A 24605-nucleotide genomic window follows, 5' to 3' on the forward strand; every position below is an offset into this window, starting at 1 on the left:
CACCAGAGGCCGCACCTTTCGCGCGCGCCGCCTTCCCCTTTACACGTTCAGCAGCTTGTGCCTGAGGGCGTAGTCCACCAAATCGGCGCGGGTCTTCAGGCCCAGCTTCTGGTATATCTTCGAACGGTGGGCCTCCACCGTCTTGACCGAGAGGAATATCTGCTCGGATATCTCCTTGTTCGTGAAGCCCTTGGCCAGAAGCTGGAGGATCTCCAGCTCGCGGTTCGAGAGCTGCTGGTAGGAGCGATCCTCTTCCTCTCCTCCGGCCACAAGCTGCTTGGTGAGCATGGCCGTCATCTTCGGATGGATGTAGCTGCCGCCCTCGGCCACCGCATGAACGGCGGCGATCAGCTCTTCCGACGTCGAGTTCTTCAGCACGTAGCCCGCCGCTCCCCCGCGTAGCGTGTAGAAGAGGTACTCCGGTTCGGCGAACATCGTGAGGATGACCACCTTCGTGCCGGGGAAGTCCTTCGCGATCTTCTCGCAGGCCACCAGCCCGCTCTGCCCCGGGGGCATGGAGATGTCCATGAGCAGGATGTCCGGTTTCTCGCGCGCCACGATGGCGTAAGCCTGCGCGCCGTCGGCTGCCTCGGCCACCACCCGCACGTCGGGGTCCTGCTCGAGTATCATCCTGAAACCCGCGCGTACCACTTCGTGGTCGTCCGCCAGCATTACTCTGATCATGCGCCCGCCTCCTTGCCTTCCGCCACGTGCATCGGCGCAACCAGCGTCATCTTCGTGCCATGCTCGTCGGATTCCATCGCGAGCCGGGCGCCGATGACGCTCGCGCGCTCCTGCATGCCTACGAGACCGCAGCCGCTCCCCTTGATCTCCGGCTGCTCGGTGTCGAAGCCGCATCCGTGGTCGATCACGCTCACATGCAGCCATCCGGCCGAATCCTCGAGCCGGACGATCACCTTCTCGGAACCCGAGTACTTGCAGGCGTTGAGGATGGCCTCCTGGCAGATGCGGTACGCCTGCGTCTCGAGAGCCTGATCGAAGCGATCGCACGACAGGCTGCCCTCGAACACGATCTCGTTGCCGTACGTGCGCTCGAACACGGCAGCCTGCGAGCGCAGAGCCGCAACGAAACCAAGATGGTCGAGAGCCGAGGGTCGCAGCTTCACCGACAGGTTGTGCAGCTCGTCAAGCACGTTGGCAAGATCGTTGTTCGCTTCCGCCAGCAGCTCGTAGCCCTCTTCGTCAACATACGCGACAAGGCGCTTGAACACGAACGACAGCGTCAGCAGCTCCTGCGCTATGCCGTCGTGCAGCTCGCGCGAGATGCGCTTGCGCTCGTCCTCCTGAGCGGCGATGACGCGCGCAAGCTCCGAACGGATGAAGATAGGGTTCTTCTGATCGTCGGCGCGTTTCTCCACCGCGATTCTTTCGAAATCCATGAAGTCGTCGGAAACGACGTCCAAATCGCACAAGGTGCCGTCCAGATCGTCGATGACCTGGCGGTACGCCGCTTCGTGCCGATCGCTCACCGTGCGGAACGCGCACAGCAGCACGGCGACCACGCGCCCGTCGCGCGTGAGCGGCAACGCGCAGAAGCTATGCAGATCCTCGGCGAACACGATAGGGTACGACGAGTACTCGCGCGGGTCGATCTCCTCGTCGATGTTCGTGAACATCATGGGCTTGCCCGCCTTGATGGTGATGCCGCCGATGCCGTGCCCCGGCGCCAGCACGATGCGGCGATGGCGCTCGCCGGTAGCGCCTGCGCTGTATATCCACTTGAGCGGCGCGCCGATGAACGCCGTCAACCCGATGGACACGAAATCGAACCCGTACCGATCTTTGATGTCGTTCACCGCACGCGCGTACTTCTCGCACGCGCCCGCCAGCTCCCGCTCGCTGAAATTGGACGCTCCCACCGCGTCTCCCCCGTTCCCGTTGCCGATCCGCTCGTTCGCTCGTCGACGGTCTATTATCCCCTACTTCGCTCGTATTTGCACGGGGCGGCTTGCCGAACGCCTCGACGACGCGCATAATCCGCCATGCGGCACGCTCCCGCGGTCCCTGCTTCCCTGATCAGACGCTCGTTCTCGTCGGTGATGCCGCCGAGCGCGAACACGGGCGCATGCGCGCGATCCAGCACGGCGCGCAGGAAGGGCAACCCTCGCGCCGTGGACGCCGGCTTACACGAAGGCGCGAACACGGGGCTCGCGACGAGAACGTCGGCTCCCAGAACCTCGGCCTCGGCCACCTCGTCGGCCTCGTGGACGTTCGTACCCACCCACGCGAACCCGTCGGGACGGCCCTGCGCGCGCAGCAGCGGCAGCGGCAGGTGCACGGCGGCGCAACCGAGGCGGCGCGCCGCCTCCACGTGCGCGTGCGCGACGAAGGCGATGCCGCAGCGCGCGCAGACGGCGGCCATCTCCGCTGCGAGAAGTTCGTAGGCGGCATCGTCGAGGTCCTTCTCGCGCAGGATGACCGCGTCGATGGCGCCCGACTCCGCGAGGAACGCCGTCTGCTGCGGCAACGGGAGAGCGCAGCCGAGGCGGTCGGTGACGAACACGCGCCGAAACGTCGGGGCCGCCGCCGAGGGCTCACAGGCGAACATAGTCGTTCATCACCGGCTCGAGACCGACGCCGCGCAGCGCGGCGCGCACCTGCGCCACGTCGCGGCCGTCGGCGATCTCGAACTGGTCGTCGCCCGCAGGCGATCCGTCCGCATGCTCGCCGACGCCCGTGGACACGCCGGCCGATATCTTCGTGGCGGCGATGCCCATGGCCCGGTCGCGGAAGCCCGCGCGCTCGCGCGACGAGATGGTGATGCCCGCCTGCGGCAGCAGAAGACGGTAAGCGCACATCACCTGCAGAAGCTGTCGCTCGCCCACGCCGCGCGGCCCCAGCGACCCGTTCCCGGCGATGGGACGCAGACGGGGGCACGACAGCGACAGCTCGGCGTGCGGGTAAGCGCGCTGCACGAGCCATGCGTGCAGCCCGCATGCGTACGCGTCGCGCCGGAAGTCGCCGAGACCCAAGAGGGCGCCGAACGCCGCGCCCCGCATGCCGCCTCTCATCGCGCGCTCCTGAGCGTTCGCACGGTACGGGAACACCCGCTTGCGCCCCGCCAGGTGCAGCTTGCCGTAAAGCGCGGGGTCGTACGTCTCCTGGAACACCGTGACGTAATCGACGCCGCATCCGTGCAGGTAGGCGTATTCGTCCTCGTTCATGGGGTACACTTCCACGCCCACCATGCGGAAGCGCTCGGCGGCCAGCTTGCACGCCTCGCCGATGTAGGCGGGGTCGGTGCGCTCGCGATCCTCGCCCGTGAGCAGCAGGATCTCCTCGAGCCCCGTCGCCGCGATGGCGTCGAGCTCGGCGGCGATGCCCGCGCGGTCGAGACGGGCGCGACATATGTCGTTGTCGCGGTTGAAGCCGCAGTACACGCAGTGGTTGTCGCAGTAGTTCGCAAGGTACAGCGGCGTGAACAGGTACGCGGTGCTGCCGAACCAACGCCGCCGCGCGCGGCGGGCGGCGGCGGCCAGCTCCTCCAGCAACGGCTCGGCGGCAGGCGACAGCAGCGCGCCGAAGCCCTCGGGGGAAAGGCGGTCGGCCGCGAGCGCGGCGCGCACGTCGGCCTCGGTCGCCGCGTCGAAGTCGAACGCCGCCGCGCGTGCCAACAGTTCGTCGAGCACGGGCGAGTCGGTGACGTCCATATCCGGAAGGTAGGCCATAGGGTCGATGCCGCGATCGCGCGCCACGTCGGCGGGGTCCACCGCCTCGAGGCGCGTGAAGTGCGGAACCGCCGAGGGCGTTGCGGAGCGGGTGCCTGCTTGCGTCATGGCCCCTCCTAATCCGCGAGGAACCCGGTGAGGGGCGACGAGGCCTCGGCGCGGTCGAGCACGCGCCCCATGCCGGCTCGGTATCCCGCGCGCCCCGCCTCCACGGCGCGTTTGAACGCGGCCGCCATGAGGGGGACGTCGCCCGCCGTGGCCACCGCGGTGTTCGCCATGACCGCGGCCGCGCCCAGCTCCATGGCCTCGCACGCCTGGGAGGGCCGGCCGATGCCCGCGTCCACGATGACGGGCACGTCCACCTCGTCGACGATGATCTTGATGAAGTCGCGGGCGGCCAACCCCTTGTTCGACCCGATGGGCGCCGCCAGCGGCATGACGGCCGCCGCGCCCGCGCGTACCAGGTCGCGCGCGCAGACGAGGTCGGGGAACATGTAGGGCAGCACGACGAAGCCCTCCTCGGCCAGTTGCGCCGTTGCGCGCACCGTCTCGGCGTTGTCGGGCATGAGATAGGCCGCATCGCGGATGACCTCCACCTTCACGAAGTCGCCGCATCCCATCGCCCGCGCCAGCCGCGCGATGCGCACCGCCTCGTCGGCCGTGCGCGCCCCCGATGTGTTCGGCAGCAGCGTCACGCCCTCGGGAATGGCGTCGAGGATGCTTCCGTCCTGCCCCGTGTTCGCGCGACGCACAGCCAAGGTGACGATCTCGGCGCCCGCATCGCGCACGGCCGCCTCCACGAGGTCGAGGTTGAACTTCCCCGACCCCAGGATGAAGCGCGAGGTGAACGTCCGGTCGCCCAGCGACCAAGTATCCGGTTCGTATGCCATGGATATCCCTTCCCGACCGCCCTCTGCGGCCCGTTGCTTCCGTCAGTTTCCTTCGAGTCCCAGCACGAGGCGCACGACGACGAGCGCCTGCTGCGCCGCGCACAGGGCCACCCGCGGGGCGAACAGCGCCTCGTCGGCCACGTCGGCCTCGCCGTCGCCGCACACGAACAGCCGCCGCCCCACGCGCCGCGTGACCAGCGCGTCGGCCGGTCCCGCACCCGCCATGCCGCTGCCCGCCACCACCACGGTATTCGACGCCTCCGTCAGCAGCGCGTTCACGAGGTCGGCTTTGCAGCGGGGGTCGTCGAAGGCCTCGCACACGATGCGCTCGCCCGCGAACAGCGCCGCCACGTTGCCGGCATCCACCCGCACGCGGTCGAGCGTAAGCTCGATGCCCGGGTCGATGCGCCGCAGCTGCTCGGCCAGCGCCTCGGTCTTCGGCCGGCCGAGATGCTCGCGGAAGTAGTGCTGGCGGTTGAGGTTGGACTCGTCCACGAGGTCGAAGTCCACGAGGTGCAGCGCGCCCACCCCCGAGCGCGCCAGCATCACGGCGATGTGCGACCCCAGGCCGCCCAGCCCCGCCACGCCCACGCGCGCCGCCGCCAGCCTCGCGCGCGCCTCTTCTCCGATGCGGCTCGAAAGCGCGTCCATCAGCCGCCTCCCACGAAGCGGACCACTTCCAGCACGTCGCCTGCCCGCAGCACCGTGGCCGCGTACGCGTCGCGCGGCACGATGGCCCCGTTCAGCTCGCACGCCACGCGCGCGGCGTCGAAGCCGTCGCGCTCCAGCAGCTGCGCGAGCGTCGAACCGTCCGCCTCGGGCCGCGCCCGTCCGTTCACCTGCGCCACGTCTCACCCTCCTTTCCGCCCCCGCCGGCGCAGCCGCCGGCCTCCGGGCACGAAAAAAGCGCGCACGAAGCAGATCGCACCCGAGGTGGTGCGCCCCTTCGTACGCGCTTGCGTACTCTCACGACGGCTAGGATATCCGAAGTCGCCCGTCCCCGCAACGCCCCGCCGGTAAGCGGCGGGCGCAAGATGCAGCGGGATCGGGCGCAAAGCGGCTGCCCGATGGCGCATCATCGCCCGAAAAACACGCTTTCGCGCTCGATTCCGTGTTTTTCGGGCGATGATGCGCATGCGCGCTGTCAGCAACACAGCCGCCATGCCGCGCAAACGAGCGGATAGAGAACCGTTGCGCCGCCGCAACCGACCGGCCGACGCCCTGCGGTACGCTGAACGGACCAAGGCAACCGACGATCAGATAAGGAGACGTCCATGAAGTACAAGACAGGCGACAAGCCGGGCGCGGGACGCTACCGCTGCGACAACTGCGGCTACGTCGTTCGCATCACGAGCGATGCCGAAGCCCTTCCCGCATGCCCCAACTGCGGACACCACGAGTTCACCAAACTGGAAGACTGACCGAACGCCAGGGCCGGCAGCAAGTCCGGCGCGCTGCCGGCTCCGCAGGGGCCGCGATGACGACGAAAACTTCTGCGTACGGCAGGAATCAAAGGGTTTGGTAACCGGTGCCGCCGCCTCCGACATGCCGAGAACATCCGACCTGCACAAACGCACGCGCATCGCCCCCTCCCCGCATCAAACGAGAGAATAGAGCGGCTCCAAGATTACCAAACCGCCCCACTTGCGCCAGCAGACCCGCTTTCGCCGTCATTTCCCAGATCGTTCGCACGTTTGCACTTTTCCGGGTCACTTTGACGAGAGAGGCCTCGGGGCCGGAGCAACAAAAAAGAGCCTTCGCAGATCGAAGGCTCTTTCGAATTCATGGTGGGCGATACAAGATTTGAACTTGTGACCCCTACCGTGTCAAGGTAGTGCTCTCCCCCTGAGCTAATCGCCCATGAATGCTTGCTGCTTTGGAAGTTTTCCGCGTCAGCAAGCAGATAGTCTACCAGAAGTTCGCCGACCATCAAAGACAAATTTCGAAAATATTTTTGCGAACTTTTCTGAAATCGGGGGTTGCGCGCTACGGACACTTCCAGTATTATATTTCCTCGCCGATGCGGACGTGGCTCAGCTGGTAGAGCACGACCTTGCCAAGGTCGGGGTCGCGGGTTCGAACCCCGTCGTCCGCTCCATCGTCGCTAACAGGCCGGTCATTATCAAAAGTTTTGACCGGCCTTTTCATGACGGTGTCGACGAGATGGCGACGTGGCCAAGTGGTAAGGCAGAGGCCTGCAAAGCCTTCACCCCCGGTTCGAATCCGGGCGTCGCCTCCATTCGCTCCCCTTGCGGGGCGGACGGTTTGAGAATTGAAAAGCGTTACCCATGCGGACGTGGCTCAGCTGGTAGAGCACGACCTTGCCAAGGTCGGGGTCGCGGGTTCGAACCCCGTCGTCCGCTCCATGATCGTACAAGCCCGTCGGTTCGCCGACGGGCTTTTTTCATGCCTCGCTCCGAACGACGAAGGTTAGAGCAGCTCTAAGAGGTCGGTGAGCGCCGTCACGCGCTCGTAGCCACAATCTTTCTCGGCATCGTGCCTGTCGACGATCACCGCGCGGATGCCGGCAGCGGTCGCCCCGTCCCCGTCGGCATCGGGACGATCGCCCACATGCACGCTCGCTTCGGCGCGCACGCCCATCTGCTCGCAAGCCAGGTTGAAGATGACCGGGTTCGGCTTGCGGTAGCCCACCACCGCCGAAGATACTACCGTGTCGAAGTACGGCAGCAGCCTGAGGTCGCGCAGGAGCCCTTCCAAGCCCGCATCCCAGTTCGATACCACTCCCAGCGCGTATCCACGCTCCTTGAGCGCTCTCAGGCACGCTGTGACGTCGGCGTACGTCTCCCAGCATTCCGCGCGCCGATAGGCCTCGTGCACCGTCTGCGCCACGCCTTCCGCATCGTGACCGATGCCCGCGAGATGGCACACGTAGCGGTACTGGTCCAGCCAAATGGCCGTCGACCCCTCGTGCGAGCACCAGAAGTCGCCGTCGCGCAGATACTCCGCCTCGTAGTACGCGTCCATGGCCGGCATGTGCGGCTCGACGTCGCGCACGGTCAAGTCGTGGCCGCGCTCGGCCGCAACGCGCGCGAACGTCTCGGCCACCGACGGGCACGGCCGGATGAGCGTCGAGCCCACGTCGAAGAACACCGCCTCGATCATGCGCCCTCAGTCCTCATGACCGTCGTTCGGCTCGATATGGACGAGCACCTCGATCACGTTCGGGAACCGCTGCATGATGGCGCGCTCCACCCGCTCGGACAGCTCGTGGGCCTCCCCCACGGTCATCCCGGGCGCCACGAGCACGTGCAGGTCGGCGTACACCTCTCCCTCGGTGCCGCGCGTGCGGATGTGATGGGCATCCTGCACGCCCGGCACGCCCATCGCCACGGCCTGCACGTCCTTGTCGGGAATGCGCGCATGATCGGACAGGGTGGCTAGCGCGTGCTTGAATACGTCGTAGGCCGTGGCCAGGATGGCGACGGTCACCACGAGCGCCATGATGGGGTCGGCCATGGGAAAGCCCAGCGCCACGGCCGCCAGACCGACGATGACCCCGATGGACACGAGCGCGTCGGACAGCGTATGGTTCGCATCCGCCGCAAGCACCTCGCTTTTGAGCCGCTTCGCGCACCGGCGCTCGTAGGTGGTCACCCCGATGTTGACGGCGAGGGTGCCCACCATGACGATGAACGACACGGGAGTTACTTCGGCCGTGTACACGCCGGACACGAGCTTGCCCACCGCGCTCGAACCCACCTCGAAGGCCGCCAGAAGCAGCAGCACGCCGATCACGAGGCTTGCGTACGTCTCGAACTTCGCATGGCCGTAAGGATGGCTGTCGTCGGCCGGACGCGCCGCCAACGCGATGCCGACGAGGCCCACCACGTTGCCGGCCGAATCGAACACCGAGTGGATGCCGTCGGCTTGCATGGACGCCGATCCGCTCATCAGGCCGTAGACGTACTTCGCAGCGGCCACCGCCAGGTTCAACACGAGGATGACCCACAGCACGCGCCGGATGGAGCGCATGCGCTCCGATACCGGGTTCTTCGTTGCAAGCGCCTTCGCCACGCCCGCTCCTTTCGCCGAAAGCGGCTCCGTCCGCATATGCAATGCGGAGATATAAGAAAAGAGAGCCCGAAGGCTCTCTTCATTCTCTCTGGTGTCGGAGGCGGGATTTGAACCCGCACACCCTTAAACGGGCACTAGCACCTCAAGCTAGCGTGTCTGCCGTTCCACCACTCCGACGTGTTGCTCGAAACGCAACGCAGGTTATTCTACCCGAACCCTTCTGCGTTGTGAAGGGGCAATTTTCGCTATTTTGCAATCGTCCCGTGGGGGTAGATGATCATAAGGACGATAAGCGAAAGCATGAAGATGATCGCGAACGCGATGGTGATGCGGTCGAGGTTCTTCTCGACGATGCTCGTACCGGTTTGAGTGGAGTACACCGAGCTGGCGATCATGTCGGAGATGCCCGTGCCCTTGCCGGAGTGCAGCAGGATGAACACGATGAGGCCGATGCCCGAAACGACGAGCAGGATGAGCGTGATGATGAGGAGCGGATTCAAGGTTCGTCTCTCTTCTTTCGATCAAAGGTATATCGGTACGCAAGTTGCTAAGTATAGCGAAAGGCGCATTCGAGGGCAAGAGCATATCGCCTGCGCAACAGCGCTATAAATTCATGCCGCTGAAGGACTCGACCAGGGTGAGGACCGCGGGAGCCATGACGATCAGCATCAGCGAAGGCATGATGAACATGCTCATGGGGAAGATCATCTTCGTGGGCAGCTTTTCCACCTTCTCCTCAAGGGCGGTGAATTGCCGATTTCGCGCGACCGATGCCTGCATCTTCAACACGCGGGAGATCGAGGATCCCGACTTGGCCGATACGATCACCGACGAAACGAACATGGAGACGCCCTCCGTCTGGCAGCGATCGGCCAAACGCCTCAGCGCATCTTCGCGCGAATAGCCCAAGAGGTTGATGTCTCGCTCGCAAAGCGCGATCTCCTTGCAGAGGGTGCCGTCCAAGCGCTCGCTGACATGCCGCATAGCCCGTTCCATGGTCAAACCCGCTTCCACCGAAATGGAGAGAAGGTCTATGACGCTTGCCAACTCCCGGTTGATCGCCTCTTGGCGCTCGTTGCGCTTGAGGATCAGAAAGCCACGGGGCCCCAGAATACCCGCGGCGACGACCACCGCGTTGAACAGGAGCAGGCTCGTGGTGTCCGATCCGACGATATAGGGCGAGAACACGAGCAGCGCGATCATCCCGAGAAGCGAGAGGATGACCGAAAGCCCGTAAAACGTCGAAGGCTTCATATTGAGTCCAGCGGCGGCGATTTGATTGCGCAGATTGCGCTCTTGAGCGCGAGAGAGCGGGAGCATGTTCGAAACGAAGCTGGCGGCAGCCGCCATCCTATCGGACACGTTCGCATCGACCGAGGAGTCGGGCGGCTTCTCGATTTTACGATACGAAGGGAAGAGGCGGGACGCGAACAACAGGTACACCGCGAACCCCGCCGAGCATCCGATGAGCAATGCAACCATCATCTCCACAATAGGGCTCCCTACTCTGCTTTGAACTTGTACATACGGCTGATGAGAAACAGTCCTATGCCATCGAGCACTGCGGCGGCGATGATCACGGCGGGCCAAAAAGGCCATGCGTAGAAATTATCCATATAGCCGGGAGAGCCGTACGTGAAGAACGCGAGCACCGCGAAAGGCACGGCGGCCACGAACACGGCGGAGAAGCGCGCGTTGGCGGTCGAAGAACGCACTTTGTTCTTCAGCTCGATTCTGCGCGCGATGGTTTCGGCTATCGTGTCGACAACGGAAGCCAGGTTCCCGCCTCCTTCTTTCTGGATCATGACGGCGGTCGCAAGCAGGTGCGCCTCGGAACTTTGGATGCGGATCGCAAGCCGCTCGAAAGCATCGGGGAGCGAGATGGACGCATTGGAAACGTCCTCGATGACGCGCTGCAGCTCGGAATGTATGGGCTCCGGCATGAACTGGGCGACTGCGGATATGGACATTTCGAAGCTCGACCCGCCACGCAGGTTCTCGGAGATCATCGGAAGCGCCGAAGCCAGTTGTGTTTCGAACTGCATCGAGCGCTTTTTCGCAGCCGTCAGCAGGAGCGCCCATGCCGCGGCCGCAGCCCCGGCAACGCCGACAAGCAAGCCGAAGCCTCCGAGGGGCCCATGCAAGAAGGCGCCGAGGAGCGCGCCGGCGATCACGACTCCCACCAAGAACATCGCCGGCGAGATCGCCATCCCGGCCGACAGGAGCATCGCCTCGAGCCTGCTTCCGGATTTGGTTTGCGCTCTTTGAAGCTGCCGTCTCCGCTGCCTCCCCCCTCTGTATATCTCCACTTGCTCGAACGTGCGGTCGCGCTCCATCACCGACAAGCGACGGGCCGACACGAAACCGGCCATCCCGCACACAAGCGCCAGGATCACGATCACGTATCCGATCAAATCGTTCATAGCTGTTCCCCCCCCCTATGCGCGAAAGCGGTCGAAGAACCATTCGGGGTCGTAGTACACACCCATGTTCTCCAGCTGCATCTTCACTTTGCTGGGCTGAAAGCCGTCTCCGACGAACTCTCCCGTCAAATTGCCCCCCTCGCCGAAACCCTGGGGTTCGAAATGGAAAAGCCGCTCAGTCGATATCGTATCGCCTTCCATGCCGGCGATATGGTAGATGGAATCTATCTTGCGCGTACCGTCCACCATGCGCTTGATGATGACGATCAAGCTCACCGCTTGGGCGATGAGGCGCTTCGCGTCTTCCGCGGTGTACGTCGCCATGCCCGTCATGATCATGGTTTCCAAGCGCGAGAACGTCGTGGCTATGTCATTGGCGTGGACGGTCGTGAGCGATCCGTCGTGTCCGGTGGTCATGGCGTTGATCATTTCGATGGCCTCGTCCCCACGGCACTCTCCCACTATTATCCTGTCGGGGCGCATACGCAGAGCGTTGATCACGAGCTGGTGGATGGATACCTCTCCTCGGCCTTCCATGTTGGGAGGGCGGCTTTCTAAACGTACGAGGTTGCTTTGCTTGAGCTGGAGCTCGGCCGCATCCTCTATCGTCACGAGACGCTCGTGATCGGGTATGAACGCTGAAAGGACGTTAAGCAGCGTGGTTTTGCCGGATCCGGTTCCCCCGGCGACGATGCAGCTGCATCGCCCCGCGATCGCCGCAGCAAGAAACGACATCATCGTCGGAGAAGCGGTCCTGGAAGATATGAAATCCGTCGCCGTCATGCGCTCTTTTGCGAACTTCCTGATGGTGAGCGAGCTGCCGTCTATGGCGAGCGGGGGGATCACCGCGTTCACGCGGGAACCGTCCACCAGGCGCGCGTCCATCATCGGGCTGGAGTCGTCGCAGCGCCTTCCCACCTGCTGGCCGATGCGGTCGATGATCCTGCGCAAATGGGCATCGTCGTCGAACTTCAAACCCTCGACCCTGTGCATCCTCCCGCCCTTCTCCGCGAAGATGCGGGAGGGGCCGTTGGCAACGATCTCGGTGATGGAATCGTCATCCAGCAAAGGCTGGAGCGGCCCGTAATGCAAGAAGTCGTTCACGATATCCATGCTGAATCGCTCGCGTGCATCTTGCGTGAGGAAAAGGCCGTGCGGAAGATCCATCGACGAGAGAACGTTCTCGATGATGCGCGTGAGCTCGATCTCGCCGACCTCGCGGCCAAGGTCCGAAACCCGGTTGGACAGCTCCGTCTGCACCGCGCTTTTCACGAGCGATATGTTGGGGAGCCCTATCTCATCGAGCATCGCCTACACCCCCGGCGCGGTGCGTTCGACCGCGGGCCTCAAAACGAACCGAAGGGGATTCTCGGACTGGGCTTCTTGGATCGCCGTCGCCTGCGTGGGGGCGACCTCCAACGTGACGGTTGCGTATTGCGACACCGAGCCGCTCAGATTGCTGTCCAAAGCGGCGACGCGCACATTCTGCACGATCACTTCGCCGTTGCCGAGAATGTCGACATAATCGTTTTGCTTGATCAAGCCGGACAAACCGCTTTCGGAATCCACCGCGATGCTTATCGCGACGTTTCCCGCTTGAAGCGAGGAGGCCAAAGTGGCGGCATTGTCCATGGCGGAGAGCATGCCCGACGTAACCTGGCTGTTGGCGGCTATATTGTACAAGGCGATTTTCCCGACCAGATCCTGCGTGTCGGCGATTGCCTCCGAGTTCAAGAACGAAGCAGGTATGTCGACGACCTTGAGCATATCCGGGGAGATGGTCGTCCCTTGGGAGATCGCCGTCGTGGTGATGACGGTGGACGAGGTGTTCTCGCGCAAGGTGGCGATCTCGCTCTGCACGTTACTCGAAGTGAGGAACGCGTACACGACCGCGATCACGGCGATGGCCACCGAAGCGGCGGTGACCAAAGAGAGCTTGCGCGCGCTCGAGCCCGACTCCTCCCCTTCTCCCGCCTCTCGAAAGTGTCCCGGCTGCGCTTTCGAAGCCTGGTTGTCTGACGAGCTCTTTCTCTTGTTGAACATGAAACGTATCTCCTCTTTGCTTTTTGCTTGCAGCGAACGATTCCTCCTCGAGGAAAACGTCATGGATTCGCGCTTTGAGAGCTGATCGCATCCCTCAATTCCTCCGGCATCGAAGCCAGGCTGACGGTTTGGAACCCAAGGCTCGCCGGGGGTGCGTTGGCAGCCAGATGCCATTTTGTGCTTCTGGAGAAAGCGGGGCGCCATACCTTGTATTCAGAGTAGGGGTTCGACACGGCCACCACGGTGCTTTTCAACGGTATGTCGTAAACTCCGAAGATGCTGGCGAACACGGTTTTGACCTGTTCGGTCAAAACCACTTGATACGCGTAGACACGCTCGGTATCGCGTTTTGAGGGAGGCAACTGCGCTTCGGGCACTTCGTAGAAGTAGACGTCGATATCGCCCTGATAGTTCGCATCGCGCAACGTGCCGGCAACGCTACGGGCGATGACCGCATCCGGCTCTTGGGAGTTCTTCGCGACCAACGTCACCGAAGGAGCCATGCGCTCTTCGCGCGCGAGGTTGAGCGTGTTCTCCAAGAGGGTTTTCTTCGTCAAGAACTGCGATGCATCGACGGCAAAGGCTAAAAACCCGAGCACGAGGAAGAACAGCATGAGAAACGTGAGGTTGAGATCGCCCCGCTCGCGGCGGCAGGAGAACCACGCCCGCGCTTTTCGCGCATTCCAGATAGCGAGCTTCATGTCAACTCACCTCGAACACGGAGTTGACGAGGAGGACGCTATCGAGAGCCTTGACGAGGGTGATCTCGGAAAAACCCGGAAGCGGCAGGAGCAGGCCAATATGATAGGTCACAGTTCCGGATAGATGCGCGTAGGTTGCCTCGCGCGAAACGCGCTCGATCTTGTACAGCGTTTTATCATCGCGGCCGCCCGTCTCCTTCTCGTCGTGCTTGACGTCGACGTTCAGATTCGCATGGGAAACGGTGAGCTGAGCGGCATCGAGCGGAGCCTGCGTCTGGACGATGCCGTCCGCCACAAAGGCATCGAGGTCGGGGGCCTCCGTCGCTCGATCGGGATCCAGGTTCAACACCATAGTCCTCGTCGCATAATCGAACGTGGCCGACTGAAAGCCCACCCAAGAGAGCTGGATGAGGAACAGGACGAGCACCACCACCAAGGGGAAGAATATCGCGTATTCGACGGCGACGCTTCCCTGCTCGACGACCGCATGGATGCGAGAGCGAATAGACCGCATGCTCACCAACTCCCGCTACTGACGGTATCGTCGATGCAGGCGCTTCCCCCTGCTTCGATATGATACGAATCGCCCAGTCCCGTGCCCGTGATCGCAAGGATGATCGAGCTCAACGGCGTGACCCACGGACGATCGATGGACACTTCGACGTCGACTTCACGGCTCGTCGTCTTCGAAGGACGGACGTTCCATGTGCCGTCGGCGCTGGGTAGGTGATGCTGGTACTCCTCCGATCGCGGAAAGCCTATCGTCACCTCAACATTGGCCCCGGCGAGATTAGGATAGGCGCGATTGAAAAAATCCATGCGCTCCCCCTCGCTCATCGAGGGGTTTTCCGCAACGGCACGCGCCACGTCGTTGGATGCCGACGCAACGGACACCGCATCGCTCGTGTACCGGATAATCTCCACGAGAGGAGCCGAGAGGGCGAACACGAAGAGGAATATGAAGACAAACGACACGAGCGTGGACTGGCCTCCCCGCGTTTCGAACAAAGGCATCCAAACGAACGTTTTGTGTGCGAGAGCTTCTGAAACAATCTTAAGCACAGTGCACCTCCCGTCGAACACCAAGCACGCCAAATCATCCCGCAAGCGTGTTGTCAACCAGGAAGCTTCAATCACGGTTGCGTGCCAGCCTGCATAAGTTGCCTAATGCTGTCAATAGCATCGCTCCATATCCGCATCATTTCGAAAAACACATTACCCCCTGCGGCACCACCACTCAGCAGCAACGCGCCGATGACCGCCGCGAACACGATGAACACGACGACCTCCACGGTGTGGGACTGGCCTCCGCGCAGCTCGCCCGCCAGGGCGCCCGCGCGGGCCTTCTCGATGATGCTCGACATCTCTCTCTTCCTTTCTTCTCTACCGGATACTCTCTATCGACACGCCTTATCCTCACGGCGATATCGCCCAAACGGTGATCAAGGGGCCGGCGATCGCGCAAGCCGCCAGAACCGGCCCGAAGGGGACGCGTTCCATAATCCTCAAGCCCAACACAACCCTTCTTGTCACCAGCACGATAGCCCCCAGCGCAAACCCCAGGACCAGTCCGTACGCCGCGCCGGGCAATCCCGCGCAGAGCACCACGGCCGGCATGGTGAGCACATCTCCCATGCCCACCGCCTGGCTTTTGCGAACGAACGATCCGACGAGGGACGTCACCAGCAATGCCGCGCCGAACACCAGGGCCAGGACAACCGCAGCCCCGAGCTTCTCCAACCCGAAGCTCGCCCACTGAAAAGCCGCGCCGAGCACGACGAGCACGAGCGGCATAACGAACGGGATCGTGCGGCTCCGCACATCACAGAGGGCAAGGACGACGCTCGAGAAGACGATTCCACCATAGAGCGCGACGCTAATCGGGCCCAGGCTCGAAGACGAGCACACGGCACCGCAAAGGGCCATGATCACCGCACAAGGCACGATGACGCGCGGTGCCGATCGAACCGAGAACTCTTCACGCAGCTCCTCGTCAGTCGGCAACGATGAAACGTCGAGCGAATCGAAAGGGGAATCCTCGCCGAGCGCCATGATCGCCGCGCTCGCCTGGCTTTGGGAGATGGAGCGATCCGCCGCCATTTGGCGCAGGCTCTCCGCCCATATGCCGAGAGCCCCCTCATGACCCGCAGCGCGGCTTGCAGGGACCTGCCCGTTTTTGAGACGGAACGCGAGCGTGTCGGAGGCCGAGCTGTCGAACCATTCCTCATAGGCTTTCCTGCGCCAAGACAGGAGAGCCTTGGAGACCAGAGGAGCGCACAGTCCGAGGATCCCGAACGCCAAGCCGAGCACGAGCGTATATGTCATCGAAGCGTCCATCGTCTCCTACTTGTCGTACACGCCGTCGTACACGGAGCGCGTCCAGTCGTCGTACACCGTCGCATCGCCTTCAACGAGTAGGGAGGCGAATGCGGGATCCGTGCCGCCGGCGTCGAGATGCCATCCGTCGTCAGAGCGGCGCATCGTCCTCCATCGTTCCTGATCTTTGAAATAGAGCGCGGTATAGCCATCGACCGGACCGGGAAGCGGAACCGTCTCCCCCATGAAGCGGTCTTGTCAGAGGGAAGCAACCTGCTCCACTTCTTCAGGATCGGAGCTGTGCCGTCCCGCCTCGCGTACAATGCGACCTCCGGCCGGCCGGGGGTGTTCGGCCCTATCGGGCTGCCGTGCTCGAACGTGATCGTGGCGCGGTTCTTGTTGTAGAGCTTCAAATCCTCAAGCAAGGGGGATCCGTCGGCGTAGGCGGCCCCGGAGCCATCCCGCCAGAGACCCAGTCCAGGGGTGCAGTTCGGTTTGCGGGCCGCATCCGTCACCTGCTCCGGCACCCAGTACCGCAAGCCCGTCGGCCAGTGGTCCACGAACACGGGAACCGAGGTGTCTCCATCGACGTAGTATTCGACCGAGGCGGCCCAGCGCACCGAAAAGCTCTTCGCCACCTCGGACGTGACGCTGACCCTATAGGCGAAAGGGGCGTCGATCGTCGGCGAGCCTGCATGCTCTTCGAACGGCCAGGGGGCCTCCACACGCGCATCGATGTCGTGGTAATAACCCATCGAGGCCGTCCCCGAACCGTGCATGACGCCGGATTCGCCCCCCGCGAGGAGAGGATCAGAGGTGATGAAGTAAAACGACTGGCCGGCTCTCACGTGAACGACCTCACCCGCTTGAAAGCTTTTCCCATCGACGATGTGCAGCGAGCATCCTTGCGGGACGACAATCTCCCACCAAGCGCTCGTGTTCGTCGCATCGAAGCGTATGACTTGGGAGCTTGATGTATTGGAGCGGCTATCCCAATGCGCGACGCCGTCCCCGCCAGTGACCCAAACCCCCTGGCCGGGCACCAAGGTCGACGAGCTTCGATACGATGCGGGGAAGAGGCCGTCCGCAAGCGGCTGGTTTTGGGCGTCCTGCTTGAACGAGAATCGAACAGCTCCATGGTCTTTGTCGGTGAGCAGATCGTACGTGAGGGACCTTCCATCCTCAGAAACCTCGCTTGAGAGCACCTGGATCGAGCCGTCGGTCCTCTCGGTCCCCTCGTCGATCTCCGCAAACGCCTTGAGCGACTGCACGAGGCAAAGCGATGCCGACATCATCAGAACAAGAAGGGCGGCTGCGCCATTGCGGAACACCGAAGAGCGAACATCCTGCCCGCCATTCGGACGAGGCGTCGCCGAACTCGCAAACTGAACTAGCACGACAACCCACCTCCTTTCGTCCGACCTTGTCCCACGTTTTCCCAAATAAACGGCCATCCACAGCTGAGGGCATGTCCGCAACGCGCATTGCGCTCCTTAATACAATCAATACGCTATCATTTAACAGAGGGGAGGTGAATATAGGCCGGTGATTTACTTGCAATTCTGGTCCTGTGTTCATACCCCTGTGCCCGTCCGGGCTTCGAAACGCCCCGATCCCCCCTGCTCCCGCAACCGAAAACGGCTCCTCGAACGCTGTTCGGGGAGCCGTTGGAGCCACGTGCGCGACGATGATCTCTCGGGTTATTGGCGCATCGCCACCGTGAAGGTCGGAGTCACCGTGAAGGTTGCCCGATCCTCCCAGCCCGCATCTCCCAGCCTACCGAACAAGCCGACGGAGGGGCTTGAGGAGTTCCCCTCGATGACCCCTTGTCCCGCCGCGTTGAAAGGGTAGTACACGATATCGGTCGCAGGGGCGCCTTGCGACACCGCTGGCAACCAACCTGCGAACGCCCCACCCGCGACATCGCCCATGCCCAGCATGAGCGAGCGGTTCGCCGTCAGATCCTCTTGGCGACTCACCAAACTCGCATCGGCGACCGACACGCTCGAAACGAACGCTCGAACAGCGGTGGAGGAGTTGTTGCGTATGGCGAACGTCGCCGACCCGTTCCCGTCGGTCGCGGGAAGCGGGGCGTTCGCGTCCGCAGCGCCCTTATCGATGGAGAATTGCACCGACGACGGCATGGTCACGGAGATGATCGATCGACCTGGAAGCAGGGCATGCGACACGAACACGGCCCGACTGCTTCCCTCGTTGACGGCGCCCAGATAGAGGCGGCCGTCCTTCACGGCGGTGACGATCTTAGAAGTTGGACTGTACGCCGTCTGCCCAAGCTGCTCCCACTGGTCGAGGGACGACAGGTCTTGCCCTCCCACGACCTTCGCCAACGGCACGGAGTAGACGTCCACAACGTTGACGGGACCCCGCCCCATCACCGCGGATACATAGAGGTTGTCGCCGCTCACCTCCAGGGCGCTGTATTTGCGCAACCCGTAGGTCAGCCATGAAAGCTCTTTGTAGATTTCCACCTGGCCCTCTGGGGAGATGACGTACAGGCGAGGAGCAGGGGCTCCTGCAGCCTGATTGCCGAACGCCGCAAGCAGGTACAGCTTGCCGGCGTGCACGACGGCATCGACGGAGCCTGCAGCCTCCGAAGCATGGGGTAGGTCGAGCTTCGACCATGAGCCCTCCGGCATCAAGCGAATCAGATGGGTCGAGCTCTGACCCGTTCCATCGTTGTCGCCGCACGCGATAGCGGGCGCTCCGTCGAACTCGAATAGCTGCGGGGCCAGGATGTAGTCGACCGGCAAAGGATCCTCCACCTTCTCGAAGGTCGATCCTCCTGCCCCCTCGGCGAGACGGTACACCTGCGGCCCCTCGCCGTTCCTGCCCAAGGTTGCCACCAGCACGTAGAGCGAGTCCGCCACCGAAGCCATAGCGCAGGGGCTTTGGATATAGGTCCTCGTTGACACCTGGGCGACGTCGACCCATGCGTTCGAGGCCTTGTCGAAACGCTTGAGAAGCGCCTGGTTCATGTCGTCGCCGTTGGTCGCCAGGAAGTAGAGCGAACCTTGGTGGATCGCCAAACTGGCGTTGGTCATGTACGTTCCCGAGATCTGGTTCCCCAGCGGAACGAGCCGGTCGCCCTGGTCGCCTTCGCGCGTCTCCATCACGAGAAAGGAGGAATTGCGTCCGCTCCCCTGTTGGACGAGGGTGTACAATCCTCCGTCGCCGCTGACGGTGCTCACGTCCTGCACATCGCTGCCGAACTGCGTGCTTCCGCTCTCGTCTCCGATCAACGGCCAGAGATCGTCCTCGGAAGTGACGGGCAGCGACAGATCGATGGTGACTGAATCGGCACCCTCTTCCACGGCGCTCACCACGATGCCGGTGTTGCGCCCGTCGGAAAGCACGATCGCCCCGTCGGTGATGCCTTGGGTCATGTCGCTTGAGCCGACCGAGGAGCGGAACGTGCCCCCGGCAAGCGATATCTGAGCATCCCTGATATCCCCCTTGGCATCGCGCACGCCCGTCTCGCCCGGGCGGAAGACGTAGATGTAGTCGTCTTTGCCCCAGTTTCCCCAGTCGCGGTACGCGGGATTCACGCGGTACACGATGACGCCCGAACCAGTGATGTTCGAGTCGATTTGACCGTAGTCGCCCTTCTTTCGATATTCCGCGACGAAGTACTCGTTATCCGAAAAGGGGGATTTAAACATGATGGCCTGCTGCCCGCCCGAACCCAATTCGCTCAGCGTGAACCGGCCTGATTGGCTCTCCTGCTGAATCGTCGTCCATCCGAGATCCTGGCGGGTGATGGCCAAGGGTTGGAACAAACCCGTATCGCTCATGATGTCCCAATACCCGACCGGCTTCGATCCGCTAACCTGCTCGTCTTTGCGATAATAGTCGTATATGCCCAGCGAGTGTATGAACTCGTGAGTGATCACCTTCGACGAGGTCCCCGCTACGGTCAGCGTGTCGTTGACGTTGACGTTCGCCACCTGCTTCGCGGAAGCCCCGCTGCCGACGGACAGGCCATGCCCTCCCAGGTTGAATTTGTGAGGGGACAGCGCGTTTCCGCGGATCGGCGCTTGGGTGCCTACGTCCGGAATGATCGTCACGTTCTCTATGATCCCGTCACCCGACGGATCGAGATACTTCGGATCGAAGTCCGGGTACTGCTGAGCGAATTTCTCAAGCGTGTCGTTGAAAAGATTGAAATCGCCGTTGAACACGTCATAGTAGCTTCGGGGGCGGTCGAGCGTGATGCAGGCGACCTTGCCGTTGCCAAGCGATTGGGGGAAGTAGCTCAGCGTGTCCACCGCCCCTTGCGAGGAAGCGTAGAGGAACCCGCGCATGCTGATGCCGAAGTAGTTCTTGGCGGGAGTGAACTTCGGCTCAGGGTTGTTGTAGAATTCCTGCAACGCTTGCCACTTCGTCTCCGGCCGATAGGATGCATACGGCGCGTTGAGGCCCGTGTCGCCGTCTCCCGAGGTATCGCCTTGGAAGCGCACCACCAGGACCAGGTTCGACAGGTTGGGGGTTATCTCGAACGTGGCGCTGCGCGAACCGGTGTAGGCGCCCCTTCCCGCGATGGTGACGCTCGCCGTGCCCGCCCGCACGTTGTTCTCGTAGGAAAGCGCGTAGTCTTGCCCGTTCACGAGCGTCCGCGCGCCATCAGCGGTACGCAAAACGACATCCGGCTCCAAGGCCTGGTTCGCGTACCGCTGGTCGGGAATAGGGTCGAGCTGCAAGTCGTTCACGTCCACGACCGCCGCCGGGAGAACGCTGTCGATAGCCTTGGACGCGTTCACCGCGCCCGCGCTTCCCGAAAGCGCTCTCCTGCCGTTATCGGGGTCTTGGATCTCGTCCGCCGTGCCCTCGAGCACCCGTTCGGCTTCGTCGACCGTCAAATCGGGGCTGGCGGTCATCAGGAGCGCGGCGACGCCTGCCACGATGGGGCTTGCGCCGGACGTTCCCGAAAACCTTCCGTAGGCATCGGGCGCGTCCGCCAACGTCGTGGCGAGGTCGACGGCGGGAGCGGACAGGTCCTTCTTGTCGTTGTAGTCGGACCACGGCGCGTTTCGACCCGTTTGCTCCAAGGCCGTCACGCCCACGACCTCGGGGAAGTCGGACGGATACCCGTACTCCGTCTTCGCGTTCCCCGACCCGTCGCCGTCGCCTCCGGCGGCCACCGTCATCACACCCTCGGCGCGCAAGTCCTGAATGGCCCGATGCAGGGCGGGATCGCCCTCCTCCCCTGCTCCCGGATAGGAGATGAAGGACATGTTCGCAACGCGAAGGTTGAAGTCGTTGCCCTTGGGCCGCTCGGTTCTGACGAGGTTCGCGACATAGGAGATGCCCTTGAGCACGGTGGCGGTGTCGGGACTCCCGATGAGCGGGTTGTGCACCTTGACGGGAAGCAGGCGGGCGTTGAAACCCGTTCCGGCTATGCCTTTGCCGTTACCCGACTGAGCGCCCACCAAACCCGCGACCGCCGTGCCGTGCCCGTTCGCATCCTGATCTTTCGCCTCGAAGTCCTTCAAAGGCTTTCGGCTAGCCGCATCGTAGGCAAGGTCCGTGAGCAGCGTGCCCGCCAGGTCCTCGTGATCGAGCCGGCATCCGCTGTCGAACACCGCGACCGTCACGTCGGAGCCGCCCGCAACGCGATTCCAGGCGTTCAGGACGTCCGCGCCCTTCATGGTTCCGAACTCGCCGCCATACAAGTAATACTGCTCTTCCTGAGAAGCGCGGGGGTCGTCGGGAACGTCGACCCCCGCGGCAAGGTCGCCCGCGTACCGGTACACGTGATTCGGCTACACGGCGATAATGCCGGGCTGGTCGCGCAACGTTTCGGAGACCGCTTGCGGCGTTTTACCGACCGGTATGGCGGCGCGCACGATCGTTCCCGTGGTCCCCGAAGCTTCCACGATGATTTCCTGGGGGACGACCCCTTGCGCGCGCAAAGTAGCCGACGTCGCATCGGGCAGATCGGAAAGAGAGGCCGCCGATGCCGCGACATCGGCGCATTCGACGAGGATGTTCTGAGCGGGGTCGTCCTGCACGGCAGGCGCGGGGGCATCTTCCTGCGCCGCCGGTTCGGAAGGCTCGGATGGGACCGCGTCCTGCGACGCGCTCTGGGACGACCCGGATCCGTCGAGGGCCGCGTCGGGACCCGTTTCCGTTGCCTCCGCAGCGTCGGTCGATGCGAGCCGATCCGCCGACGCCGATCCTTCGGCATCGACCTGGGCTGCGCTCGCCTCGGCGGAAGACGCGGCCTGGCTCGCCGATGCGGGCAATCCCGACACCGCCATAAGCAGCGCCAGAGCCACAGCGAATGCGAACCGCAACGTGCGCACGCCCTTTTTATCCATTCTTCTCGAACCGTTCATCTCGCACCTCTGCCTGCCGCGCCGTCATAGACGCGCAGCCCCGTCGTCCGAGGCTGCGCCGCGATCCTCCTTGCACACCTGTTATGCGGTCGCCCCGCTCGTCAGCGTGATGGTGGGCGTGACCGTGTAGTCGCCCGGCGTGATCGGGCCGTTGTCCACGAACGCGTCCAGCGTAAGCCCCAGCGTGCCGTTCGGCTGCGCCACGCCCAAGCTCGCGTCCATGGCACCCGTCACAAGCGTGGTTCCGTTCAGCGTGATGGACATCTTCGCGAGCAGATCGCTCGGATCGACGACCTTGGTGATTTTGGCGCCCACGGTTTTCGTGCCATCGAGGTTCCTGATCTCGTATTTCACGCCCTGGGGCAACTCGACCGTTCCGCCCATGCCTCCGGCATCGAGCTGGAACGCCCAGGTGAGGGAGGAGGGCATGGTCACGCTCACCACGTCCTTCGGAGCCTTCACGGTGCCCACCAACGCCATATCGGAGCTCACGGGCGACTCGCCCTCTACGGAATGATCCGCTGCGAACGCCGGCACCGCGCCGAACGCGAGGGCGAGCGTCAGCCCCGCCGCCGCGACCGTCCCCTTCTTCAATGATCCTGCTTGCTTCCTCATGTCTCCACCTTTCTATTCGCTTCTATTCGTTTCGTTGAACTGCGGCACGCGAAAGCAGAACCACCCACCCCGCGAACACCCGCAGAAAAACCCATCCTCGATGCCTTGAGCGCGTAGAACGCGCCTCAGCGTCTCATGCACATGCCCGTCTTGCGGGCTTGGAGGACTCTCTTGCATCCGGCGAGCGCCAGGGCAGCGAGGGCGCACAGCACGGCCGATAGCAGCGCGACCGCAGCCGACACGGGAAAGCTATCACCGGTCTTGGTCAGCGGCTTGGCTTGCACGCCCCACTTCCCCACGGTCTCGCCCATCGGCTTCGACACAACCCCTTGCTCCTGCGGAGGATCAAAAGAGGGGGGGGGTGGAGGAGGATCAGGGTATGGGGGCGGAGGAGAAGGCGCTACCAGCACGCGCAGCGGCATGTCCAGGTCCGTTCCGCCCCCTTCGGCGGCCTCGGCAACCGAAGGGCACGCAACCGCCATTGTCAGCAGGCCGACGATGAGGCATGGCGCGAACCATGCGCGATGCCCCCATCGACCGTCCTCTGTTACTCGCATCATCTTCTCACCCCTTAACATGAAGCACCAACTCGGCCGCGACACGCCCGATAGGGGTGTTGTCCGAGAGCCTGAACGTCTCTATCGTCGCCACGGCGGGATAGTCTCCCGGCGGCAGATCCTCGCTCAACGGAGCGGACTCTATGTACTGGCCGGGGTCGAGGTACCCGGATCGATACACCTCGCGTCCGTCCTCCTCGAGATTGATCGCGACCGTGAACCGGTTGTTGTTGATCTCAAGATTCTCTATGGTGAGGTTCCCCGGCGCGGTGCCCGTCTCGAACTCCGGAGCCGCGTTGATCGAAAAGCTCACCTGCGCCTCCTCCGCGATCTTGTCAAGATCGGCGCTTGCTCCGGTGAGGGTTCCCACCTTCACGTTCGGATCCGGCTGAAGCGCCCCCTCGTCCTTGTGGAAGAATGCCACATAGGCGAGGAAACACGCGCACGCGACCAAAACGATGCATACGCCCGCCACGAAGAACCGAATCGGCTTGATCTTTTTCGGGCCGCCGCCTTGATCCGAACCGACGGGATGAGCCTGAGGATGAGCCTGATCCCGATCCGGCGCGCACAGGGCGGCATCATCCCCGAAATGGAACCTCGTGGGCGCTTCGGGAGGCTGCACCAGGCTATAGCGTTTCTTGTCGTCCATATCCGCTCACATGTAACGGGGGTCTTCATCGTGGACAAGCGATTCCTTGCCCACTTCGAATCGATATAAGAGATTGATGGCATCGCGCACCGCTTGGCTTTGGTTATGGGTGAAGCTGCTCTTCATAAGATCCGAATAACAGTTGCGCGCCTGGCATATCTCATCAAGGCAGGCGATAGCCTCGGGATCGAGCATGAAGGTCTTTCTCACACTGAGGCGCCGCGCTTTATGCCCGTTGCAGTGAGACGCCCCCCCCCCGATCGACATCCTTCTGCGAGGCGCATCCGGACGCGAGAGCCTGAAGGGATGCGGCGCCCTCGTCGGAATA

General features: G+C 63.2%; 26 protein-coding genes, 5 tRNA genes and 1 pseudogene. 4 read left to right on the plus strand and 28 right to left on the minus strand.

All coding sequences use genetic code 11. The features are described 5' to 3' along the window. Window positions 1-39: 39 nt before the first annotated feature. From ELEN_RS08715 to thiS, 7 genes are read right to left on the minus strand one after another with little or no spacing between them, the layout of a single operon-like run. On the minus strand, window positions 40-684 hold the full coding sequence (locus ELEN_RS08715) for a response regulator (protein ID WP_015760755.1): 645 nt from the start codon (window positions 682-684) through the stop codon (window positions 40-42). Next, entirely contained in the window at window positions 681-1880 is a 1200-nt protein-coding gene (locus ELEN_RS08720) for a GAF domain-containing sensor histidine kinase (RefSeq protein ID WP_015760756.1), read from the minus strand. The genes ELEN_RS08715 and ELEN_RS08720 overlap by 4 nt, the downstream gene beginning before the upstream one ends. Before the next feature lie 53 nt (window positions 1881-1933). Next, window positions 1934-2569: a thiamine phosphate synthase gene (locus ELEN_RS08725; RefSeq protein WP_015760757.1), complete on the minus strand. Its 636-nt coding sequence runs from the start codon at window positions 2567-2569 to the stop codon at window positions 1934-1936. Further along, the gene (gene thiH, locus ELEN_RS08730) at window positions 2556-3797 is read right to left on the minus strand and encodes a 2-iminoacetate synthase ThiH (RefSeq protein ID WP_015760758.1); all 1242 of its coding nucleotides are present in this window, start codon (window positions 3795-3797) and stop codon (window positions 2556-2558) included. The genes ELEN_RS08725 and thiH overlap by 14 nt, the downstream gene beginning before the upstream one ends. Before the next feature lie 8 nt (window positions 3798-3805). Then, window positions 3806-4579, minus strand: a complete 774-nt coding sequence (locus tag ELEN_RS08735) for a thiazole synthase (RefSeq protein ID WP_009307165.1) — start codon at window positions 4577-4579, stop codon at window positions 3806-3808. A 42-nt stretch (window positions 4580-4621) separates the two neighbouring features. Further along, entirely contained in the window at window positions 4622-5230 is a 609-nt protein-coding gene (gene thiF / locus ELEN_RS08740; RefSeq protein WP_015760759.1) for a sulfur carrier protein ThiS adenylyltransferase ThiF, read from the minus strand. Continuing rightward, entirely contained in the window at window positions 5230-5427 is a 198-nt protein-coding gene (gene thiS / locus ELEN_RS08745; protein ID WP_009307167.1) for a sulfur carrier protein ThiS, read from the minus strand. The genes thiF and thiS overlap by 1 nt, the downstream gene beginning before the upstream one ends. A gap of 423 nt (window positions 5428-5850) precedes the next feature. Between thiS and ELEN_RS08750 the strand changes: the two are divergent. Continuing rightward, window positions 5851-6000 (plus strand): annotated as a pseudogene (locus ELEN_RS08750) (zinc ribbon-containing protein); the annotation flags it as partial. Between the two features lie 364 nt (window positions 6001-6364). Here ELEN_RS08750 and ELEN_RS08755 read toward each other — a convergent pair. Beyond that, window positions 6365-6439, minus strand: a tRNA-Val gene (locus tag ELEN_RS08755). 162 nt (window positions 6440-6601) lie between these two features. Between ELEN_RS08755 and ELEN_RS08760 the strand changes: the two genes are divergently transcribed. From ELEN_RS08760 to ELEN_RS08770, 3 genes are all read left to right on the plus strand, one after another. Next, window positions 6602-6677: transfer RNA gene (locus ELEN_RS08760), tRNA-Gly, on the plus strand. 67 nt (window positions 6678-6744) lie between these two features. Further along, a tRNA-Cys gene (locus ELEN_RS08765) sits at window positions 6745-6818 on the plus strand. Between the two features lie 51 nt (window positions 6819-6869). Further along, window positions 6870-6945, plus strand: a tRNA-Gly gene (locus ELEN_RS08770). Between the two features lie 64 nt (window positions 6946-7009). On the opposite strand, the gene ELEN_RS08775 is transcribed toward ELEN_RS08770, so the two are convergent. The 20 genes from ELEN_RS08775 to ELEN_RS08870 all read right to left on the minus strand — a co-directional run bounded on the left by ELEN_RS08775 (window position 7010) and on the right by ELEN_RS08870 (window position 24472). Further along, window positions 7010-7702 (minus strand): HAD family hydrolase, encoded by a 693-nt coding sequence (locus tag ELEN_RS08775; RefSeq protein ID WP_015760760.1) that lies wholly within the window; start codon window positions 7700-7702, stop codon window positions 7010-7012. A 6-nt stretch (window positions 7703-7708) separates the two neighbouring features. Further along, complete coding sequence (locus ELEN_RS08780; RefSeq protein WP_015760761.1) at window positions 7709-8614, minus strand: cation diffusion facilitator family transporter; 906 nt, start codon at window positions 8612-8614, stop codon at window positions 7709-7711. An 89-nt stretch (window positions 8615-8703) separates the two neighbouring features. After that, window positions 8704-8791, minus strand: a tRNA-Leu gene (locus ELEN_RS08785). A 68-nt stretch (window positions 8792-8859) separates the two neighbouring features. Then, window positions 8860-9114: a preprotein translocase subunit SecG gene (secG, locus tag ELEN_RS08790; protein ID WP_009307174.1), complete on the minus strand. Its 255-nt coding sequence runs from the start codon at window positions 9112-9114 to the stop codon at window positions 8860-8862. A 103-nt stretch (window positions 9115-9217) separates the two neighbouring features. After that, entirely contained in the window at window positions 9218-9964 is a 747-nt protein-coding gene (locus tag ELEN_RS08795; protein ID WP_158539331.1) for a type II secretion system F family protein, read from the minus strand. A 152-nt stretch (window positions 9965-10116) separates the two neighbouring features. Further along, window positions 10117-11037 carry a type II secretion system F family protein gene (locus tag ELEN_RS08800; RefSeq protein ID WP_015760763.1) on the minus strand — a complete coding sequence of 307 codons (921 nt, stop codon included), beginning with the start codon at window positions 11035-11037 and terminating at the stop codon, window positions 10117-10119. A gap of 15 nt (window positions 11038-11052) precedes the next feature. Further along, the gene (locus ELEN_RS08805; protein WP_015760764.1) at window positions 11053-12345 is read right to left on the minus strand and encodes a TadA family conjugal transfer-associated ATPase; all 1293 of its coding nucleotides are present in this window, start codon (window positions 12343-12345) and stop codon (window positions 11053-11055) included. Window positions 12346-12348: 3 nt separating this feature from the next. Next, window positions 12349-13143 (minus strand): Flp pilus assembly protein CpaB, encoded by a 795-nt coding sequence (gene cpaB / locus ELEN_RS08810; protein ID WP_158539332.1) that lies wholly within the window; start codon window positions 13141-13143, stop codon window positions 12349-12351. Next, entirely contained in the window at window positions 13140-13781 is a 642-nt protein-coding gene (locus ELEN_RS16310) for a Tad domain-containing protein (RefSeq protein WP_015760766.1), read from the minus strand. Before ELEN_RS16310 ends, cpaB begins: the two co-directional genes overlap by 4 nt. Before the next feature lies 1 nt (window position 13782). Further along, window positions 13783-14295, minus strand: a complete 513-nt coding sequence (locus ELEN_RS08820) for a TadE/TadG family type IV pilus assembly protein (protein ID WP_015760767.1) — start codon at window positions 14293-14295, stop codon at window positions 13783-13785. A gap of 2 nt (window positions 14296-14297) precedes the next feature. Continuing rightward, window positions 14298-14843 carry a hypothetical protein gene (locus ELEN_RS08825; protein ID WP_015760768.1) on the minus strand — a complete coding sequence of 182 codons (546 nt, stop codon included), beginning with the start codon at window positions 14841-14843 and terminating at the stop codon, window positions 14298-14300. Window positions 14844-14914: 71 nt separating this feature from the next. After that, a complete protein-coding gene (locus tag ELEN_RS08830; RefSeq protein ID WP_015760769.1) occupies window positions 14915-15145 on the minus strand; it encodes a hypothetical protein in 231 nt (76 codons plus the stop codon). Between the two features lie 52 nt (window positions 15146-15197). Continuing rightward, window positions 15198-16118 (minus strand): prepilin peptidase, encoded by a 921-nt coding sequence (locus ELEN_RS08835; RefSeq protein ID WP_015760770.1) that lies wholly within the window; start codon window positions 16116-16118, stop codon window positions 15198-15200. Then, window positions 16103-17494 (minus strand): hypothetical protein, encoded by a 1392-nt coding sequence (locus tag ELEN_RS08840; RefSeq protein ID WP_015760771.1) that lies wholly within the window; start codon window positions 17492-17494, stop codon window positions 16103-16105. The genes ELEN_RS08835 and ELEN_RS08840 overlap by 16 nt, the downstream gene beginning before the upstream one ends. Window positions 17495-17797: 303 nt before the next feature. Further along, entirely contained in the window at window positions 17798-21868 is a 4071-nt protein-coding gene (locus ELEN_RS08845) for a S8 family serine peptidase (protein WP_015760772.1), read from the minus strand. A gap of 9 nt (window positions 21869-21877) precedes the next feature. Beyond that, window positions 21878-22435, minus strand: a complete 558-nt coding sequence (locus ELEN_RS08850; protein WP_041691636.1) for a hypothetical protein — start codon at window positions 22433-22435, stop codon at window positions 21878-21880. Window positions 22436-22534: 99 nt separating this feature from the next. Next, complete coding sequence (locus ELEN_RS08855) at window positions 22535-23068, minus strand: hypothetical protein (RefSeq protein ID WP_015760774.1); 534 nt, start codon at window positions 23066-23068, stop codon at window positions 22535-22537. Window positions 23069-23193: 125 nt separating this feature from the next. Beyond that, entirely contained in the window at window positions 23194-23391 is a 198-nt protein-coding gene (locus tag ELEN_RS08860) for a hypothetical protein (protein WP_015760775.1), read from the minus strand. Window positions 23392-23632: 241 nt separating this feature from the next. Beyond that, window positions 23633-24277: a hypothetical protein gene (locus ELEN_RS08865; RefSeq protein ID WP_015760776.1), complete on the minus strand. Its 645-nt coding sequence runs from the start codon at window positions 24275-24277 to the stop codon at window positions 23633-23635. A gap of 6 nt (window positions 24278-24283) precedes the next feature. After that, window positions 24284-24472: a hypothetical protein gene (locus ELEN_RS08870; RefSeq protein WP_015760777.1), complete on the minus strand. Its 189-nt coding sequence runs from the start codon at window positions 24470-24472 to the stop codon at window positions 24284-24286. Window positions 24473-24605: the final 133 nt, after the last annotated feature.

The organism is Eggerthella lenta DSM 2243 (assembly GCF_000024265.1).
GTDB lineage: Bacteria > Actinomycetota > Coriobacteriia > Coriobacteriales > Eggerthellaceae > Eggerthella > Eggerthella lenta.